The sequence below is a fragment of the Dictyobacter sp. Z7_2 genome (genome assembly GCF_057551105.1).
This window is the reverse complement of record NZ_BAAJPE010000001.1, coordinates 2421648-2440312: the sequence shown is the minus strand read 5'-3', so window position 1 is coordinate 2440312 and position 18665 is coordinate 2421648. Positions and strand designations below refer to the sequence as shown.

Annotated in this window: 17 protein-coding genes, 1 tRNA gene, 1 rRNA gene and 2 pseudogenes; 8 read left to right on the top strand and 13 right to left on the bottom strand. The window is 51.2% G+C overall.

Going from position 1 to position 18665, the window contains the following annotated elements; all coding sequences use genetic code 11:
* Positions 1–46: 46 nt before the first annotated feature.
* Entirely contained in the window at positions 47–607 is a 561-nt protein-coding gene (locus AC27N8_RS09705) for a hypothetical protein (protein ID WP_487066387.1), read from the top strand.
* 111 nt (positions 608–718) lie between these two features.
* Here the strand turns inward: AC27N8_RS09705 and AC27N8_RS09700 are convergent, their stop codons facing one another.
* From AC27N8_RS09700 to AC27N8_RS09685, 4 genes are all read right to left on the bottom strand, one after another.
* Positions 719–1204: a MarR family winged helix-turn-helix transcriptional regulator gene (locus tag AC27N8_RS09700; RefSeq protein WP_487066385.1), complete on the bottom strand. Its 486-nt coding sequence runs from the start codon at positions 1202–1204 to the stop codon at positions 719–721.
* Between the two features lie 334 nt (positions 1205–1538).
* A complete protein-coding gene (locus AC27N8_RS09695) occupies positions 1539–2318 on the bottom strand; it encodes an SDR family NAD(P)-dependent oxidoreductase (RefSeq protein WP_487066383.1) in 780 nt (259 codons plus the stop codon).
* A gap of 429 nt (positions 2319–2747) precedes the next feature.
* Entirely contained in the window at positions 2748–3710 is a 963-nt protein-coding gene (locus AC27N8_RS09690; protein ID WP_487066381.1) for an SDR family NAD(P)-dependent oxidoreductase, read from the bottom strand.
* A gap of 98 nt (positions 3711–3808) precedes the next feature.
* Positions 3809–4552: an SDR family NAD(P)-dependent oxidoreductase gene (locus AC27N8_RS09685; protein WP_487066379.1), complete on the bottom strand. Its 744-nt coding sequence runs from the start codon at positions 4550–4552 to the stop codon at positions 3809–3811.
* A gap of 182 nt (positions 4553–4734) precedes the next feature.
* On the opposite strand from AC27N8_RS09685, the gene AC27N8_RS09680 reads away from it, so the two are divergent.
* Positions 4735–5361: a TetR/AcrR family transcriptional regulator gene (locus AC27N8_RS09680; protein WP_487066377.1), complete on the top strand. Its 627-nt coding sequence runs from the start codon at positions 4735–4737 to the stop codon at positions 5359–5361.
* Positions 5362–5764: 403 nt separating this feature from the next.
* On the top strand, positions 5765–6259 hold the full coding sequence (locus AC27N8_RS09675; protein WP_487066375.1) for an RDD family protein: 495 nt from the start codon (positions 5765–5767) through the stop codon (positions 6257–6259).
* 115 nt (positions 6260–6374) lie between these two features.
* Here AC27N8_RS09675 and AC27N8_RS09670 read toward each other — a convergent pair.
* A pseudogene (locus tag AC27N8_RS09670) lies at positions 6375–6665 on the bottom strand (SDR family NAD(P)-dependent oxidoreductase); the annotation flags it as partial.
* Between the two features lie 179 nt (positions 6666–6844).
* Complete coding sequence (locus AC27N8_RS09665; protein WP_487066373.1) at positions 6845–7942, bottom strand: alpha/beta fold hydrolase; 1098 nt, start codon at positions 7940–7942, stop codon at positions 6845–6847.
* 128 nt (positions 7943–8070) lie between these two features.
* Between AC27N8_RS09665 and AC27N8_RS09660 the strand changes: the two genes are divergently transcribed.
* Positions 8071–8664: a TetR/AcrR family transcriptional regulator gene (locus tag AC27N8_RS09660; RefSeq protein WP_487066371.1), complete on the top strand. Its 594-nt coding sequence runs from the start codon at positions 8071–8073 to the stop codon at positions 8662–8664.
* On the opposite strand, the pseudogene AC27N8_RS09655 reads toward AC27N8_RS09660, so the two are convergent.
* Positions 8592–8929 (bottom strand): annotated as a pseudogene (locus AC27N8_RS09655) (ATP-binding protein). The gene AC27N8_RS09660 and the pseudogene AC27N8_RS09655 sit on opposite strands and share 73 nt — an antisense overlap.
* A 495-nt stretch (positions 8930–9424) precedes the next feature.
* Here AC27N8_RS09655 and AC27N8_RS09650 point away from each other — a divergent pair.
* Positions 9425–10897, top strand: coding sequence for a glycoside hydrolase family 10 protein (locus AC27N8_RS09650; protein WP_487066369.1), 1473 nt, complete (start codon positions 9425–9427; stop codon positions 10895–10897).
* Positions 10898–11057: 160 nt separating this feature from the next.
* Here AC27N8_RS09650 and AC27N8_RS09645 read toward each other — a convergent pair whose 3' ends face one another.
* From AC27N8_RS09645 to AC27N8_RS09635, 3 genes are all read right to left on the bottom strand, one after another.
* Positions 11058–11876: an aspartyl protease family protein gene (locus AC27N8_RS09645; RefSeq protein WP_487066367.1), complete on the bottom strand. Its 819-nt coding sequence runs from the start codon at positions 11874–11876 to the stop codon at positions 11058–11060.
* Between the two features lie 52 nt (positions 11877–11928).
* Positions 11929–13056: a trans-sulfuration enzyme family protein gene (locus AC27N8_RS09640; RefSeq protein ID WP_487066365.1), complete on the bottom strand. Its 1128-nt coding sequence runs from the start codon at positions 13054–13056 to the stop codon at positions 11929–11931.
* 533 nt (positions 13057–13589) lie between these two features.
* Positions 13590–13662, bottom strand: a tRNA-Ala gene (locus AC27N8_RS09635).
* Positions 13663–13903: 241 nt separating this feature from the next.
* Between AC27N8_RS09635 and AC27N8_RS09630 the strand changes: the two genes are divergently transcribed.
* A complete protein-coding gene (locus AC27N8_RS09630; RefSeq protein WP_487066363.1) occupies positions 13904–14863 on the top strand; it encodes a serine/threonine protein kinase in 960 nt (319 codons plus the stop codon).
* An 11-nt stretch (positions 14864–14874) separates the two neighbouring features.
* On the opposite strand, the gene AC27N8_RS09625 is transcribed toward AC27N8_RS09630, so the two are convergent.
* Positions 14875–15645 carry an SDR family NAD(P)-dependent oxidoreductase gene (locus AC27N8_RS09625; RefSeq protein WP_487066361.1) on the bottom strand — a complete coding sequence of 257 codons (771 nt, stop codon included), beginning with the start codon at positions 15643–15645 and terminating at the stop codon, positions 14875–14877.
* A 324-nt stretch (positions 15646–15969) separates the two neighbouring features.
* Here AC27N8_RS09625 and rrf point away from each other — a divergent pair.
* Both rrf and AC27N8_RS09615 read left to right on the top strand, forming a co-directional pair.
* Positions 15970–16086: ribosomal RNA gene (gene rrf / locus AC27N8_RS09620) — 5S ribosomal RNA — on the top strand.
* 547 nt (positions 16087–16633) lie between these two features.
* Positions 16634–16888: a hypothetical protein gene (locus tag AC27N8_RS09615; protein ID WP_487066359.1), complete on the top strand. Its 255-nt coding sequence runs from the start codon at positions 16634–16636 to the stop codon at positions 16886–16888.
* A gap of 20 nt (positions 16889–16908) precedes the next feature.
* On the opposite strand, the gene AC27N8_RS09610 is transcribed toward AC27N8_RS09615, so the two are convergent.
* Entirely contained in the window at positions 16909–17922 is a 1014-nt protein-coding gene (locus tag AC27N8_RS09610) for a hypothetical protein (RefSeq protein WP_487066357.1), read from the bottom strand.
* A 30-nt stretch (positions 17923–17952) separates the two neighbouring features.
* The gene (locus AC27N8_RS09605; RefSeq protein ID WP_487066355.1) at positions 17953–18468 is read right to left on the bottom strand and encodes a hypothetical protein; all 516 of its coding nucleotides are present in this window, start codon (positions 18466–18468) and stop codon (positions 17953–17955) included.
* Between the last annotated feature and the right edge of the window lie 197 nt (positions 18469–18665).

Below are 18665 nucleotides of genomic sequence, written 5' to 3'. Positions count from 1 at the left end.
TATCGTCAAATTAGAAAGAAGATATTCTTGAAAGGATCATGAGAAGATGACAAGACCCAAATGGTGGTGCAGTGCTGGTCTTTTGACAGCGATAATACTTGCCGGAGCAGTATTTTTCTCCATGCAACATGCAGCAGCCTCATCTTTAATCCAACACCCACCAGTAACCCCTACTCGCTTTAATATAGATCAAACATATATGCCAGGCACTCCCGCTATCTCGGTGGAAGAATCAAATGCAGCCACACAAGCAAAAAACAATTATATAAATACGTCTTTGACTCCTGCCTTTTCAGCTACTGATGTAAGGATTTTCCTCAACAAGAAAGGATTTTATGCAGGACCGCTAGTCAAGGGAGCACACTTAAAAATTCTGAGCATCCAATTTGTAACGGCAAAACAAGCACAGACATTCATGTCTGGGGAAAGCGTTGGCCGTCCTGATAATTATTTAGTTTGTTATGTCAAAGTCCAAGGTCCATTTCAACTTACTCAGGTACATGGAGGTCCTCATATACCAGGTATAAAGGCAAGATCAACCGCAGAGATTGGAGATGCTGTCTTTGATGGTCATACAGGGAATAATCTTGTATGGGGAATTTATTAGTAACCCTAAAATAGAAGATGCTCTACACGAAGTGAGCGGATTTTTTCCTCAGAAGAACCATATCATCGGTCTTTCCAACGCTCCTTCACAAAGGATTCTCACAAGTATGGTTTATGCTAACTGCGCCGTGAACTTCTTAAGTTGCTCCAACAAAGTTACGTACTCATCAAACTCAATACTGTAGCGGCAATTAACCTGCATGGGCACGTCCACTGTACGTTCACGCAATGCACGCCCCTCGTCCGTGAGCGAGATGTCTACAACACGCTCATCCTGGATACGGCGTTGCCTTTTAATGAAACCTGTACTCTCAAGGCGCTTCAGAAGGGGAGAGAGCGTACCGGAATCAAGATGCAACGTGCGCGCAATATCCTTTACAGAACATGTTTCACTATCCCACAAAACAACCATTACCAGGTACTGCGGATAGGTCAGACCGAACGTATCCAGCAATGGCCGATACACATCCATAGCCGCACGCGAGGCTACATAGAGTGCGAAACAGAGCATGTCATCGATTTTTCCCTGGCCCTGCTCCCACCTATTCGTAGCCTTACGCGTATCCGACCCATCTTCCTGGCGCGATGAAATTGTCATAGTAAATCTCTCCCTCCTTACATCTGAACAACTAGCATACGATTTTAGAGCACGCAATGAAATAGATGCCAAGGAAATAAAAAGCAACCAGCAAGTAAATGGCCTCCCAGGTGGTTCTAGCTCGCTTTTGGTGATGGAAAGGTTTTTCAAACCAGGCCAAGGCCTTTCCATCACCAAAAGTGATCCAGATTCCCAATGTAAGCATTTGCCCTTCTGTTGGGTTAGCTTTGCCGGCGGGGTTGCAGTCACGTTATCATTTGAGACCCTAACGCAATATATTATGATCAGCGACTAACCCACCGCGAATCTTCGATTCTCACCAACCCTCTGATCGTTACTGGCCTATGAGTTGTTGACCACGCTGATCATAAATGCTCACAATCTCGCCTGTAGCACCCTCTTGTATCAAATTCACAATCAGGCGGGCCGGTTGATCGGGGTTGAGCAGCAAGCCCTGCTCGTAGGTACTTTTGAAGCGCTCATGGATCTGTTGTCCGACACGTTCGGGCGGTTGATGGCGTACATGAGCGTTCATCGTCGTGTCCACCGCGCCAGGACGTACCGCGTTTACCGTCACGCCTGTGCCCGTCACTTCTGCAGCAAGATTGAGTGTCAGCATCTCCAACCCTGCTTTGCTGGTCGCATAGGCATTGCCATACGGCATGCCGGTTTCTGCCGCTGCGCCTGCCGAAATATTGACAATTCGGCCCCATCCTCGCTCAAGCATCGCCGGGACACATGCACGAATCCAGCGAAACGGGCCGGCAAGATTCAGTTCAATAGCGGCTACCCACATATCCGGATCAATAGCAGTGATTGGCCCCAGAGGTTCCACAACGCCTGCATTATTAATCAGAATATCAATATGACCCAGTTGTCGTACGACCTCCGTATAAGCATGGGTGATATTTGTGGCTTCGAGAAGATCACCAGTCACTGCGATACCTCGTCGTCCTGATGCACGAATATCGCCCACCACGCGCTCAAGCTCCTCGCTGCCACGTGCGAATACAGCCACGTCGCACCCGGCCTGCGCCAGAGCCAGCGCAGTCGCACGACCTATGCCGCGTCCACCGCCCGTGACAATCGCTACCTTTCCTGTCAACTCGCTCATTATACATTCCTTTACTACTGCCATGTAAATGACAAAATTCTGTGTCGTATTTTTTTGACAATTGCGTGTCGTATCGAGGACCAAGATGTAGTTTCAGCGAGTTCGCGCTCTCTCGCTTATGAGTCCGATGAATTCGGTGTCTCTTTTGCTGCTCTTGGTCAATGCCCTCCCACGTGGATTTTGCCCTCCAATGGAAGCATTTGCCCTCCGACACCGGGAAAGCATCTCTCCAAGCAATGTCCACGGACCAGGGATCATAGTCGTTCCCACCCCAGCTAAGTATGCTCCTTCTAGCAACAGTTCGGCAAAGCGCGACATAACAATCTTCCAATCCATCCAATGCAAGCTTGCCCCTGCTGTCACAAGCGTATAGGGGAGGCTGGAGTTGCACTTCTTCGATACGACCGGCGCTCCTTCAGGATACCGCGCTCAAGGATGCTGGGTAAGAGACAAGTCAACGCCGGAGACCTTGACGACGGCCTGCCATGCAGCTTCCTGACTGGCACGATCGTGGAGGTGTGGCTGGCGCTGCGCCTCAATTGGGCCTGTGAGCTTCCCTTGAGCCGAGGCGAAGAATTGCCCTGAGACGTCGGTTCCGAACTCCGACGCCTGGAGGTACCGACGGGCCGCGGTCTCCGGCGTCTGATTCATGCCGGGAATGAGGTTCACGATTGGGATAAATAGATACTTCAACGCCGGGCCAGCGTTTCGCACCACCTTGGTGTCGGTCGCCCCACCGGGCGAGACAGCGTACACAGCCATGCCGGAGGGTAGCCGGCGCGCCAACGCCGCGACCCACCAGGCGATAATGAGCTTTGCGTCGGCATACGCATTGTTGGGCACGTACCTCACGTTCGGCCCGTTGCGCAGCAGGGCTTCCACAGCGGCGGTTCGGTCATCGCGGTAGTACTTGGCCGCAAAGGCTGGCACGTCGGTGTAACTGAACATGGGCACGCCCCCTCGGGCAGGTTCCGCCCCGGCGATAACAATCCGCGCGTTGGGGCTCAGAAGGTTGGCGCGGAGCAACCCGACAGTCAGGTGATGATGGCCAATTAGCGGGGCCTGAGTCGCCTCGATGCCCGCCGCAGTGAGCACGCGCTTCTTCCCTCCGACCATCCCTGCATTGAGCAGGAGGAAATCGATCGGCCTACCTAGCCTGACCAGTTCGGCAAGGGCGGATTGAATGCTGGTCGGCGCGTCCAGATCCAGCTCCAGCGACATGAAAACCTGTGTCTTGGTCTCAGCCGCGAGTTGAGCGGCCGTTTCTTGAACCCGGGCCAGGCTGCGCCCGGTGACGATAACCTGGCGGTAGCCCTCGATGGCGAGCATACGGGCTGCCGCATAACCAAGCCCGGAGGTGGTGCCGGTTACGAGTGCGATCGAATGTTCCATGTGTATTTTCCTTGCTGATTTTGAACTCTTTTGTATGACACTCCTGTTGTGAACATGTTTTGTTGAGGATGAAGGTCTCTTTTTTTCCTGTTCCTCGACTAGACGGCTGTGCGTCCCCCATCGACGTGAAGAGTGATGCCATGCACAAAATTGGATTCGGGGCTGGCGAGGTAGACAGCGGCGTCAGCAATCTCCGAGGGCGAGGCCGCTCTTCCGGCGGGCAGGGTACTGGTCATTTGATCGATGAAAGCCGCTCCCACTGTTTCGTTGGCAGGGGTGAGGGTTGGCCCTGGAGCAATGGCATTCACATTGACGCCGCTGGGCGCAAACTCCGCCGTCCAGGATTTAGTAAGTTGGGTCAAAGCCGCCTTTGTGGCTCCAAAGAGAGCCAGCCCAGGCAGGCCTATATGAGCGGCCATAGACGTGATGTTGATGATTTTTCCGGCTCCTCGCTCGGCCATGTGAGGAGCGAGAGCGGCGGTAAGATAATAAGGAGCTTTCACATTGGTGTTGAGCAGAGCATCGAAGGTTGACTCGTCCATCTGCGCAGTGGGGCCAAATGTAGCCATGCCAGCATTATTGACGAGGATATCGATCTGGCCGAACACCTTGATGGCCTCGCCCACTAAACGATCCACTTCCGCTTTTGAGGATAGGTCAGCGAACACGAATGCCGCTGATCCAGCGTTCGCGCGAATCGTCTCGACGACAGCTTTCCCGCGTTGCTCGTCACGCCCAGAAACGACGATGTTCGCGCCCTCACGTGCGAAGGCTTCCGCAATGGCCTGACCGATGCCCGAGGTAGATCCGGTCACGAGTGCCGTTTTTCCCTGTAAACGCATAGAGATTGCCTCTTTCTATACCTGATAATGGACTACATGGTTCAAATTTTTGAACCATGTAGTCCATTATAACAGAAGTGGACTAGGAAGTCCAGCGTATGGTATACTCAGAGACAAGACTACTCTCTTTTCGCCTCTTGTGACGACGAAATGGGAGCACATGAGAGGAAGGAGGATCAACCATGCCGAGGGAGTTCCTTACCCCACGAGGGCATAATAGTCGTGAGCGTATTCTCACGCAGGCCGCGCGGCTGGTCTATGAGAAGGGGGTTCAGGGCACCAGCCTGGACGATATTCGCGCGGCGACGGCTGTCAGTAAAAGCCAGTTGTACCATTACTTTGCCAATAAAGAGGACCTCGTGCTGGCGATCATTGAACGGCAGACGAGCATGGCTCTGGCCGGACAACAGCCCTTGCTCGATCATCTCGACAGTTGGGAGAATCTCGAACGCTGGGGGGCATTGCTGGTTGCCTCAACAGAAGAACGGCAATGTATCGGGGGGTGTCCAGTCGGCTCACTGGCAAGTGAACTGGCCGATCACGACGAGGCAAGTCGTGTGGCCCTGGTCTCGTCATTCGATCAATGGGAAGGATACCTGATCAAGGGATTGACCGCAATGCAGACGCGTGGCGAACTGCGGAAGGATGCCGATCCGGCAGAACTTGCGGTCGCGGTGATGACCAGTTTGCAGGGAGGACTGCTTTTAGCGAAGACCTGCAAGACGACGCAACCATTACAGATTGCGCTGCGCACTGCATTCAGCTATGTACGCTCGTTCGCGTCCTCAGGAGAAGAGCATCGTACATGACGGCTGAGCATTGTTGCGCTGAAAAAGGATGTTGAAATGAGCGCACGTGATTGAAAGAGTCGCTTACCATCCATTATTCCTGGCAAAAATTCCACCATTATCCTGGTAGGCAAGCGCTTGCCTACCAGGATAATGGTGGAATTTACACATTCTTCAACGAGTGATTCAGCTCTGTAACGATATCTTTCCGAGAGCTTGATTATCAACGGGGAATGCAGCCTTACTTATCGATTATCATCACCATTTGACAAAATCGCTGTTATCACGTTTATCTCTTAGACAAATGAAGTGAGAGTGCAGAACAATATTTTTGTTTACATCGTGAAACGCAAGAGCGCTCGGTGATCCTCACCATCTCTTCTTCATGTTACAATTATTCATCACACATTAAAGGAGTTTACTTATGCAATCTCAGGTCCCTTATCAGACTGCTACAGCCGCCCCGGCTCTACAATATGTCGGTGTTGGTCGCCGTTTTCTTGCCACACTTATCGACTTCATCATTCTTTCCATCATCAACGGCATCGTTAGTGCTATTTTTTCAGGCTCATTTACTGAGGGAGCCAACATTGTCAATGGAGTGATCTTTGGCAATAGTAACTCTCACCAAGTCACTAGTCTTCTTACAGTCCTCCTGGTGCTTATTCCCTGCCTCTACTTTATTCTCCTGGAAGCCGCATCCGGAGCCACTATTGGCAAGATGCTCCTTGGCATCCGCGTCGTCAAGGCTGATGGCTCTCCCATGACCAGAGGCGCTTCCTTTATCCGCAACCTGTTACGCATTATCGATATTCTTCCTACCGCCTATATCCTTGGAGCCATTCTCATCTGGACCTCTCCGACCAAGCAGCGCCTTGGTGATCGCGTTGCCCACACCGTTGTCGTTCGTCGCAACTAAGAGCAATTTTTGTAGACCTGAGAGAATATCATGAAGTACACACCTCTATCCAATATCTTTAATATTCTCTCTTATCTCTTCCAGTCATTTTACCCGCTACTTGTAAATTTGGGAATTATTCTGGTGATTCCGTCCCTTTGACATAGCGGAAGAAGGTCGAGCGAGAGATGCTAAGCAGAGAGCAGAAAACGTTGGTGCGGAACTGCGCTTCCAGTTCCCCGGCGGTTGTGCCTTCCAGAGGTCCAAACAGGCCATAGCCGGCATTGTTCACCAGGGTATCGATACCGCCGAAGCGGGCGAGCGTTTCTGCCACTGCCGCAGCGATGCTCGCCTCATCGGTGACATCGAGTGGGAGCGCCAGCACGTTAGCACCCACTAAAGACGAAAGATCCGCGAGCTTGCGGGCGGTGGCTGCAACATTCCAGCCCTGCTACGCGAAGAGTTGCGCGATGGCCTGGCCAATGCCGGATGAGCTGCCGGTGATGAGAACTGTCTGAGTCATGGTGTGTCTCCTCCATTTTATGTAAGTATCTGTATGCATGTTGATCTTCTCATTCCCTCACAACGAGAATGAATGGACTTTCTTCAAGTGCTTGTTCTTTCTGGATCTTCGTTCGCTCGGGGGAGAACCAGCGGGCGCACTCGCGCGAGGAGTGCTTGCAGGAACGAGTCGGGGCTGGTCAGAATGGCGACATGGCCTTCGCCTTTCAGGAGCAGTAGCTCTTTTTGCGGTGCCTCGAGCGTGGTGAAGTAGTCTTCAACCGGTTGGGCAGGTGTTTGCAGATCGGTATCGCCCTGGAAGAAGAAGATAGGCGTCTCGAAGGCGGTTCCCAGGCTGCGTGCATCGTAGGCCATCATCTGCTCAAAGAGTCTGGCGGGAGTGGAGAGGAACCCGTTGAACAGGGCAAAGGCGTCTTTGAGGGTGTGGTTTGGCGAGGAAAGCGTCGTCGAGAACACATTGGGAAGACTACGCTCAGGGGCTGGCCGGGGTGCAGCACTCATAATGGCACGTTGCTTGCGCAGCCAGGTCTGCGCGTTCGGGTAAGGCGGGCGGCCAAGCGCTTCGAGGGTCCGAAGCGCTCTGGCCTTGCCCTGGCTGCGCGCCTGTTCGAGAGCCAGGCTGTAGGAAATGTCTTCGCTAGCTGCCATATTCACAATCTGGCCGGTGCCCACGTAGGCAGAGAAGAGGTCAGGGCGACGTTTGAGCAGAGAAATGCCCAGGATGGTACCCCAGGAGTGAGCAACGAGGACAAGCTGGCGCTGGTTCAGGTATGTGCAGACAAACTCCGCGACTTCGATGCCGTCCTGGACCATGCGCTCGATGGTCAGGGCGGAGCTTTCGGTTTTGCCGTTGCGGCTCATGGTTTTGCCAGCGCCGCGCTGGTCCCACTGCACAACGGTGAAGAAGGTTTCCCAGGCCCGAAAGATGGAGGTGAACTGTGCATAAGACAACCCTGGCCCGCCATGCAGGACAAGCAGGATCGGGTTACTGCGGTCTTCGCCGCGAATTTGAAGCCACTGTTCGATGCCGCCGATTGTGACAAAACGGCCTTCGGCAATGCCGTTGGGTGTGCGAATAGCGAGCGATCTGGCGACGCGGCGCTGGAGCAGGACGCGGCAGATGAGGGCAAGGGTCGGCACAAACACGAGCAGGCCGACCAGGCTCAAGAAAACAATGATCATCAGGTAATCCTTTCCAGACGGTAACTTTTGTTTCCGATAGACGAAAGGGGGGACTGGCTTTTTCCTTTCAAATGAAATATAATACATATGTGTATAAAATACAAGCCTGTATTTTTTAGGAGAAAAAAATGGTCAAACAGACAGATATGCCTGCGTGCCGGGTGCCCAAAGGCGACAAGCGCGAGCGCACCCAGGCGAAGCTCATCGAAGTAGCCGCGCAGGTGATTGGCGAAAAGGGCTATGAGCGAGTCACGTTGGAGGAAGTAGCAAAGCGGGCGGGCATGACGCGCGGGGCGATCTACGGCAACTTCAAGAATCGGGAGGACCTCATCCTGGCGGTCGTGGGGACACGCTGGCAGCCCATCGCTCCACCGTGGCAGCCTGGTGCATCACTCAAAGAGCAATTGCGCCTCCTGGGCGAAGCAGTGGTAGCATCGGTCCCCGCACGCCGCGCGCAGGCAGTGGGGGCGTTCTCGTTCCAGCAGTATGCCCTGACTCACGAAGAGCTGCGAGCGCGCCTGGTGGAAGCGAACGCCGACATTTACCACTGGGCCGAACACAACTTACTGCAAGTTGTGCCGGAGAGCGCCCTGCCCATTCCAGCCGATCAGTTTGTGAAAGTGCTGCACGCGTTGACAGAAGGGCTGCTCTATCTGCGCTTTCTGACCCCCGAACTGATTACGGACGAGGTGATCAGAGCAGCGTTCGAGGCCCTGGCCTGAACGGGGAAAATTGACCCCTTCTCAGGATCTTGTTTAGCAGATGTGTTTTTCCTTTTGCTGGAAGGGGTACGGTCTTTCATGCGAAAACTCTTTCCCGGTATGGAGATCACCTCCGTGTGATGGAGCAGGCGGTCCAGCAATGCGGTTGCAAGCACCTCGTTGCCCAACAAGTGGCCCACTCCGAGAAGTTGGTATTGGAGGTCAGAATGGTAGATCCTTGTTCATAGCGATCTCGAACCAACTCAAAAAGCGCGTTAGTCTGCACCTCTGTCAATTTAGTGTAGCCAATCTCATCAATGATCAGCAAGCGCGGAGTCAGCAGCCCCTACTGGGAGCATAACCCGGGCAGCGAAGAACGGGTTCCCAAAGCCCAGGCCATGATCCCGGCACCAGAATAATTCCCAAATTTACATCCAATGCGTAATGATGAGACGCGAATGTATTTAGTTTTTTATCAGTTTCAAGCAGTCTCGATTCGCGTTAAATCGCCTGTGGCTCTGAGATGGCTTGTAACCTGATTATAAGGCCATTCTCTGACAATATGATCGGGATCTCTATTCGTTGACATTTACGCGTGGCATAGTGTATACCTTGGATAGTTTCTGCAAGCGCTTGCAATCACTTGCTCAGTACCCGCTCTTACAGCATCATAAAGGATACATTGAAATGTATGGGTGGGTCAAAACATGAGTATGTCTACTCATCCTGATGTAGATCCTGGCTCACTTATTTGTCTGGAATGTCAGAAAGGAAAACAAGGATGTTTCATCGCTTCACGCGAAAAAGGTTTTTCGTGATACCTCTAACGCTTCTCCTCATATCTCTATTCTCCAGTACACTTTTTCTTAACTCGGCAGCCGCCGCCTCGACGCTCGGGGCTGCGGCCGCAGCCAAAGGCCGAACTTTCGCAACTGCGGTTGCCAATAGCCACCTTGGCGAGTCGCAATACGTGAACACGCTCGATACGGAGTTCACTGGCGTTACTCCAGAGAACGAGATGAAGTGGGACACAACCGAGCCATCCCGTGGTTCATTCAACTTTTCAGCCGCCGATGCAATCGTCAGCCACGCGCAGAGCCACAATATGAAGATCAGGGGACATACACTGGTCTGGTACAATCAATTACCTGGCTGGGTCAGCAGTATCAACTCGGGCAGCGACCTGCTCCAGGTCATGAAGAACCATATCACGACCGAGATGACCCATTTTAAGGGCAAGATCGCGTACTGGGATGTCGTGAATGAGGCTTATGATGGCAGCACGCGACGCAATTCGATCTTTCAGCAGTTGATCGGCAACAGCTATATCGAGGATGCTTTTATTGCGGCACGCGCAGCCGATCCCAGTGCCAAGCTCTGCTACAACGACTATAGCACCGATGGCATCAACGCCAAGAGCACGGCGATCCTGAATATGGTCACCGACTTCAAGTCTCGCGGCATCCCCATCGACTGCGTCGGCTTCCAGGCGCATCTGATCGTGGGACAGGTCCCTTCAGACTTCCAGGCCAATTTGCAGCGCTTCGCCGATGCTGGCGTCGATGTCAATATCACCGAACTGGATATTCGCATGTCTACACCGGCTGGCACTGCTAATCTTCAGCAGCAAGCCAGTGACTATCAGAAGGTGATAGCGGCATGCCTCTTAGTCTCACGCTGCACCAGCATCACCGTATGGGGCATTACCGACAAATACTCCTGGATACCAAACACGTTCTCAGGACAGGGTGCAGCATTGCTCTTTGACGAAAACTATAATAAGAAACCCGCCTATACCGCGGCACTCAATGCCCTTGGCGGAGCTAGCACATCACCCACCCCGACACCCGGAGTTACGCCCACAGCGACACCACCTCCAGGTAATACGCCCACACCGGTACCAACACTCACACCCACACCAACGCCTCCTCCAGGCACAGGAGGTGTCCATGTCGCCTACTCGGTACCAAGTCAGTGGACAGGTGGCTTTACCGGGAATATCGTCATCACTAATAACGGCAGCAGCGCCATCAATGGCTGGACGCTCCAGTTTAGCTTCCCTGGCAATCAGCAGATAAGCACTCTCTGGAATGGTACAGTGACTCAATCCGGCGCTCAAGTGACCATCAATAACGCGAGCTATAACGCCGCCATTGCTCCCGGCGGATCGGTAACCGTCGGCTTCAACGCTTCCTGGAGCGGCAGCAATCCGAGTCCCACCAGCTTCACTTTCAATGGTGCAGCTACCAATTAATTGACTTTCTCAGTTCTCTTATATGGAGGCTATTCTAGCTTGCGCCCACGTTACGCTAGCAATAGTCTCCATCTCGACGGCGCATAGCGAACAACATCCAGCCAGGATCACGAGCAATATTTAGAGCTAAAAATAGATCATACTTTCTGTACAAAAATAATCAGGCTTCAAGCAGAAGGGTTGCGTTTGCATAATCGATCGTCACGCGGTAGGAGCAGAGGTACGAATATCCCAGGATACCATCCACTTTCATTCCGATTTTCTGTCTCAGCGGACCAAAAATATCGGCGACGGTCACCGAGAACTGGAGTTGCAGAGCCGTCCCAACCGCAAGCGACGAAAGCATCCCTTGTGATCCCATGCCCGTGCTTTTTGCTCCTTTCATTTGCCTGGCCTCTGTCGTAAGCAATCCGAAATGGTTGGCCAGTTCCGGCGAGATCACAGTCGTAGTAGCACCCGTATCAAGAATGAACTCGAACGGCCCCTGCTCGTTAACTATGACCGGGACGACCGGAAAAGGAGCAATTGTGAGCGCGAGCGCAGTTTCCGCTCCCACATGCCCGCTGACACCAGCCTGGGTACTCTCAACAAGGCCGAGTGTTGCCTGTTGGTAATCAATGGTCAGACGCAATCCTTGAAAGTAATTGGTTCCAAGAGTACCTGCAATGGGAGTAGCAAGAGTCTGGCTCAATGCACTCAGATCTGTGATCCCAACCGTCAGATTCTCCCGGGTCACGGCTCCGACTGACAGGCTTGCCACTTGCCCCTTGGCCGTCTCAATGGTCCCTCCCGCATCTCTTCCTATACGAGATTCTTCTCCGACGAGACCCAGATGGTGAGCGACATCAGCTGAGAGGATACAGTGAGAGGCACCTGTGTCCACAATAAAATCGAACGGCCCACGCCCATTGATGAGAGTGGGGACAAGCAGGACGGGACGTTTTTCACCCGCAAAGCGAAAAGTGATTTCTGTCTGCATATGTTTCCTTCCCTGGCAAAACATATAAAGTTTCGTATATCGAGAGGAGTGTTCATACCAACGCAGCGGCAGAGCGTATCGCCGCGTCAAGATCAGCCCAGAGATCGTCGGCATCCTCGATACCAACGCTGAGCCGGAGGAGCGAAGGTGGAAGGTGTTCCTGTCCCGGGATCGCTGCTCTTCGCTCCATGGTTGATTCCACAGCCCCGAGGCTGGTAGCATGGTGGATGAGCCTGGTATTTTGGCAGACCCTATCAGCAAACTCAGCCCCTCCTAGCAGATCAAACGAAATGATGCTTCCGAAGCCCTTGAGCATGCGCCTGGCGATATCATGCGTCGGATGTGAAGGCAAGCCTGGATACCGGACACGAGTGACCATCGGATGCATTTCAAGCCGCTCCGAAAGCATCATGGCTGTTTGCTGAGCCCGTTGTAAGCGAAGCGCAAGAGTTCTCGCACCACGAACAGCCAGAAAGGCTTCAAGCGTCCCTGGTGTTGCGCCAGTTAGCTCACGAGACTTCCTCAGGGCATGCCAGAGAACATCGTCTCTGGTCGTGGCGACCCCTGCTAATAAGTCGGAATGGCCACCAATAAACTTGGTTGCTGATTGCAGAGACACCGTAGCACCAAACTCAAGTGGTTGCTGATTCAAAGGCGTGGCAAAGGTATTGTCCACTGCAACGATCGCTCCTGGCTTGCGCGGTGCCGCACAGATAGCCTCCAGATCTGCTACCGTAAGTAAGGGATTCGAGGGGGATTCAAGCCAGATGAGGTCAGCAGCGCCACAGGAACGAATCCAACCAGCGGTATCATCTACCGCCACCCGCTGTACCGACCAGCGCCCTTTCTCGACACCAGCTGTGGCCAGGCCTGCAACACCTTGATAGCAATCATCTGGCAGCACCACAACTGCACCCACCGCCAGCTGATCAAACACAGCGGCAATGGCAGCCATACCGGAAGCGAACGCCACGGCCGAACCTGCCTCAAGTCCGCCAACGACTTCTTCGAGCGCTTCCCAGGTCGGAGTACCATCATCGCGTGAGTACTCGCGCCCACTGCCGATAATGAAGTTCGATGCGGGAATCAGGGGAACGTTCAGCGGCGCACCAGATTCGGAAGCACGGCCTGCCGAGACAAGCCACGATTCTGGTTTGATTTTTGATGGATATCTCTCCATTATGCCTCATACCTCCAGACAAGAAAACTTCTACTACGTAACTGCCAGATCAAAAGCGAACGGTATCACAGCCCAAGTTATATGGGTCTCCCTTACTTTACCCTCTTTGACCCCACCAGACAAGTCTTCTGCGGACCTGCGACTCTTAATAAGCAAATATCACACAAGTACAAACGCTACATTTTTTTGAAACTGCGATAAAGATTATAAATCATACAAACACAAGCAATCGACATAATTATTACAAATATGCGATTTAGATAAATATCTTGAGGATAAAAAAGGTAAAAAGTTCCAGGAATCAGGGCAAGAAAGACTAAAATTACATAAATAAGTAGTAGCGGCCTATTCAAGGGTCTCAATTGTGGCTCCTTTTACTTATAATTTTATCAAGCACTTGTTAGTTATACGGCTTAAGAGCCGAAGGAGGTGGTGTTTATGACGAATTTCAAGAAGCAGAGATAGAGGAAGAGGAAGCATAAAGAGAGGCTAGAAGCGGGTTGATCCCCATACTTCTAGCCTCTTGTGTTGAGTGGAGACGAGGAGATTCGAACTCCTGACCTCCGCCGTGCAAAGGCGGCGCTCTACCAGCTAAGCTACGTCCCCAGATGACATCCTCATGCAAGCGATCATGTAAATCGTCCGTATGTGTTTGTGGTGGTAGTATCACAGATTCGTTGCGCTTTGTCAAGTAGTCGGACGAGCAATTTTAGTGTCTTTCGGGAGGCAATTGGGAGTAATGCGGTCAATATGTGCGTAAAATGGGTACGCAAGATACTATTTTCCCGGGCAAGAAAGTTCTATAATTGTTGATAAGGGAGACGCTTTATGAGGAGGGTTCAGCTCTATGGAATTGTATTGTGCGCACTGTGGTGTGGCTCAGGTTGAGGAGGAGGAGGATCTGTGTTCGACTTGTGGGCAAGCGGTCGATCTCAGGGAGGAGCTGTTGCTGGGTCGCTATGAATTGCTGACTTCGATCGGTTCGGGGGGCTTTAGCGATGTGTATAAGGCTATCGATTATGTGCAGCGTGAGATTGTGGCGATCAAGCGTGTTAATCTTGATGGGCTGACGACGCGTCAGATCATTGAGGCGACCGATACATTCAATCGTGAGATCCAACTGCTCAGCGATCTGTTCCATATACATCTGCCGCGTATCCACGAGCACTTTACGGATAGCAATCATTGGTATCTGGTGATGGATTTCATCGATGGGTTGACGCTGGAACAATTTATCGAGCGACGTATCGCGAGCGGCATAACAGCTGATACATTATTTATGCCACTCGACGATGTCCTTTCGATTGCGCTCCAGTTATGCTCAGTCCTCAAGTATCTACATACACGGCAGCCGGCGATTATTTTTCGTGATCTCAAGCCATCCAATGTCCTGCTTGATCCGCAGGGACACGTTTTTTTGATCGATTTCGGGATCGCTCGCCGCTTTAAACCTGGCAAGCAGAAAGATACGATTCCCTTTGGCTCTCCTGGCTATGCCGCTCCTGAACAATACGGCAAGGCACAGACAACTCCACGGGCTGATATCTACAGTCTGGGAGTCCTGCTGCATCAGATGCTCAGTGGAGACGATCCAGCGGAGAGTCCTTTCAAGTTTACTCTATTACCGATCCACGGCTCTCCTGAGATGCTCACGCTGCAATCATTGATCTCTTATATGGTCTCGCTACATATGGAGCAACGACCCGCTTGTATCGAGGACGTTGAGGATGTCTTACTTCATCTCACCACAACCAGACAACAGTCGCTCTTACTTAGCAAGCGACAGGCTCGCTTCTGGCGAAGATGATATTTCTATGCTCAATCACGCAAGCTAGCACCACCATTCACATGGAACACTTGTCCATTGATCCAGGCACCATCATCCGAGAGCAGGAAAGCGATCATAGAAGCTGGATCTTCTGGACGGCCCAGACGCGAACTGCGCAATTTGGCAGCGACCTGTGCTCTGACCTCGTCTGACGTCGTCGCTATCGCAGTCTCACTCATAACTGCCCTGGGAGAGACAGCATTGCAACGAATATTTTCCTGGCCCCAACGTGAGGCAATATGCCGGGTCAACACGTTCACACCCGCTTTAGAACAGGCGTAGGCCACACGTCTCGGCTCAGCGTCAATGGTAGAATCAGAGGAGGTATTTACAATCGCACCACCTCCGCGTTGCAACATCAGAGGCAGGGCCGCCCGAATAGTGTAGGCAAAACCGTAGAGGTTTGTATGGAAGGTGCGATCCCAGACTGCGACATCCATACTCAAGAGATCGCCATCCTGCCCAAATGTTTGTGGAGAAAGATCCGCGCCATTATTGTGAAGAAGGTCTATACATCCAAATGCTTCAACCGTCGTGGCAATCAACTGCTGACAGGATACCTCATCCGAAAGATCAAAAAATACTGCCAGAGCTTCGCCGCCAGTCGCCATGATCCGCTCAGCAGTTGCTCTAGCCCCATCCAGATTGATATCACCAATCACTACACGTGCTCCCTCTGCTGCCAGGCGTTCGGCGCTAGCAGCCCCGATGCCCGTTGCACCTCCTGCGACAACGACGATCTTCCCTTGTAATCCAAGCATAATATTTCCTCTCCTTCTCTCATCGCTTATAAATAGCCCTGGATGCACCTTGCCGGCCAGTTCCAAAATATCCGCATTGTTCTTTTCCAGGTTCTGGTCTAATTTGGAGATGTACAGGTGAGCAAACGTCTGCCCAGTTATCTTTTTTCCTCGCTCTATAGGCACTGAGAATGAAAACCTCTCCAATAGCATTTATTTTATCCGAAAGCAGGTAAGAATGCTAGATTGCTTAATGAATAAAATCCGCCCCGTAACAGGGGGTTGACAGAAAGTCTCAACTGTAGTAGTATTCTTTTTGTAAGAAACACCTGTATGTGCAGGTGAGCTGGTGACGTTAGCGAAGAGGGCACACCCGTTCCCATCCCGAACACGGTAGTTAAGCTCTTCCTCCCCGATGATACTATATGGGCAACTGTATGGGAAAATAGGAAGTCGCCGTCTCACCTGCCCACATGGGTGTTTTTTTGATGTGCTCTACTGTATCTAGCGCTATCGACACGTCTCCCTCATCTACAGCCACCACGTAGATACAGTCTCCCCTCAGAGTGTTTCATTTTCACTTATCGGACGATATATTTTATAGACAAAAAAAACATACCCTGATCGGCTTAAAAATGTTATGCTATTTCTATCCGTATGCAACATTGGAGAATCTTCACACGTATCTACTACAGAGAATAGCACAGACCCATCCTATGTTTGCATAAATCAACGTCATAGTACAGGACGTTCGTAGCCTCCGACATGTGCTGGCAGCAAAGTAGTATGCAAGCCATATCACTCTGGCAGTGATGCCTCTTCTCAAGAGAAGAACTGGAAGACATGTTTTCCACTGAAGGAAACATTCAAGCATTCTTTCTTCATACCAACTCGTGCGCGAAGAACAAGGCAAACCAAGCAAGGCTTATCCTGGAGGATACTTTTCTTTTCGATCGATCACAGCACGCAGACGCACAAAGCTTACATGCCAGAGGAGATACGACAAACGATGACACATTATCAGATGCAACTTATTGTGCCAATTGATGATAATAATAAAAGCAAGTTGAGGAAAGATCTGGAGTATCTTGAGCAGTGCTTCAAAGATGTCACTGGCAGCTTCACAGCTTATTCTGATCAACTGTACCGTATCTACAGCTTAATTTGTACCGAAGAGCAATCAGCAGTTTTATCAACCAGAACCCGAGGCCGCTGTGCTCTCCTGGAGTTAGCACCTCATAGCGACACACTCCATTCCCAGTAGCCTCGTATCCCACCCCCACCCTACCGAGGTGAATTCAGCCGAGAGCTCCGTTCCGATAGATAACTTATCTCTGGAAGCAGAGGATCAAGCGGAGTTCCCGTCGGCTGCGGATAGGTAACAGTACTGTTTTGAATCCTCGCTCGTTGCAGGTCTCCCATAATTTTATTGGTGACATATTGCGTCCGTTCGAGTTGATCTGAGTTGCGCTTCCAGCGCTGGATGCGATTCAAGAGATTATTCAGCGGTCCCGTAATCGGCCATAGCGGATGCTCCATCGGCAGTGTCACTCTGGCTTCTAAATCTCCGTTGGCAATGGACGTGTGGACTTGAGCCACTAATGCAATCCCTTCTTCCAGCTGCTGCTGATCCACAACGCGCTGTTGCTCATGGACATGGAGCTCTTTTTGCAAGAGGATGATTTCTTCTGCACGATCCGCTCGACGAATAGTCGCGATATGATTGCGCATAATTACAAAAACAACCAGGCCAACAACCAATTGGATAGCCACCGGTAAGATAATAAAAACCGAATAGAGCCCTTTACTGAGCATCTGATCATATAATGTACTATGAGGCTGGAATGAAGATATCAAGAGAATAATAGTGCTGGTAAAAAATGCAGTCAGTAGCGCTGCCACAGGCGGCATAAGTGATCCTGACAGGATAACTGGCAAGACGAGTGCTTCAAAGACCGGAATTAAGGTTGGGTCCAGCGGATTCGTGAGCATTGTCCCGACAACATAAATTATCGTGCTCATAACAATCAGCGTGGCGGCCAGGATATTGTATCCCAACTTGCTGGCTGGCCAGGCACAGGCAACTGAGAGGAAAGCCAGGGTAGAGACATAGGGGGCAGATGCTCTTGATGCGTTAAAAAATCCTAAGGGTAAAACTAAAATCGTCACCGAGAGGATAATCAAGAGAAACATACTGGTCAGACGCGCATAACGTGTTCGCTCTCGATCAGCAGGATTCGCATCCGGTTCCCGCCTGGGCAAAGTCAACTGGTACCACCATCTTAATGGGTCTTGCATACATTTCTCCTCTTCGATATATGAGATACGCTATTCAATAGCATCTATCAGATGTAGATACTCAATGGCTTCATCAACGAGTTCAGAAGGAAGTTGTAGTTGGACTTTGATTTGCTCAGAAGTTCTCTGACCATTCACCATGGCATAAACCATACGCAGTGTCAGACGTTTTTTCATCGGCAATGTCTCTATCGAGGAAGGATCCAAAGGACCTTTTTGGCGTAGCATGCGCTCAGTGGCTCGCTGAGGCATCGATGGACGATGATGCTCCGCAATCATCATCATCGCTACTTCAACGTTAGGATCAACCCGCACAAACCATGGCTGACTATTTAGCAACAGCTCATGGACTTTTTTTCCTTCATACAATAACTTGCCTTCAAACGTCTGAATCACACATCCAAGGATATTCCCTTTCTTGATAAAAACAAAACCTTCGCATGGTTCTCGATAGCCAGCAATAAGAAGGGATGTGCGTAATTGTGCAGCTGTCTCGGCAAGGTATTCAAGGAGCGTTTGTAGATCAAGATAATAAGTACTTTCCATCAACGCGTATCCTTCTGGAAGAGTCAATAAGCTCTTAGAGCTCGTGCTTTCTTACAGGTGTTTCCTCTTCTTACAGGGGTTTACAAGGAGAATAAAATGCGCTCTTTGCATTTTTTAGACCGAAATAGAGCGTTACAAGATCCTTTCCGTAACTGAATATCTTTATTTTACATAAGCTGTATTTTAACATCCAGATA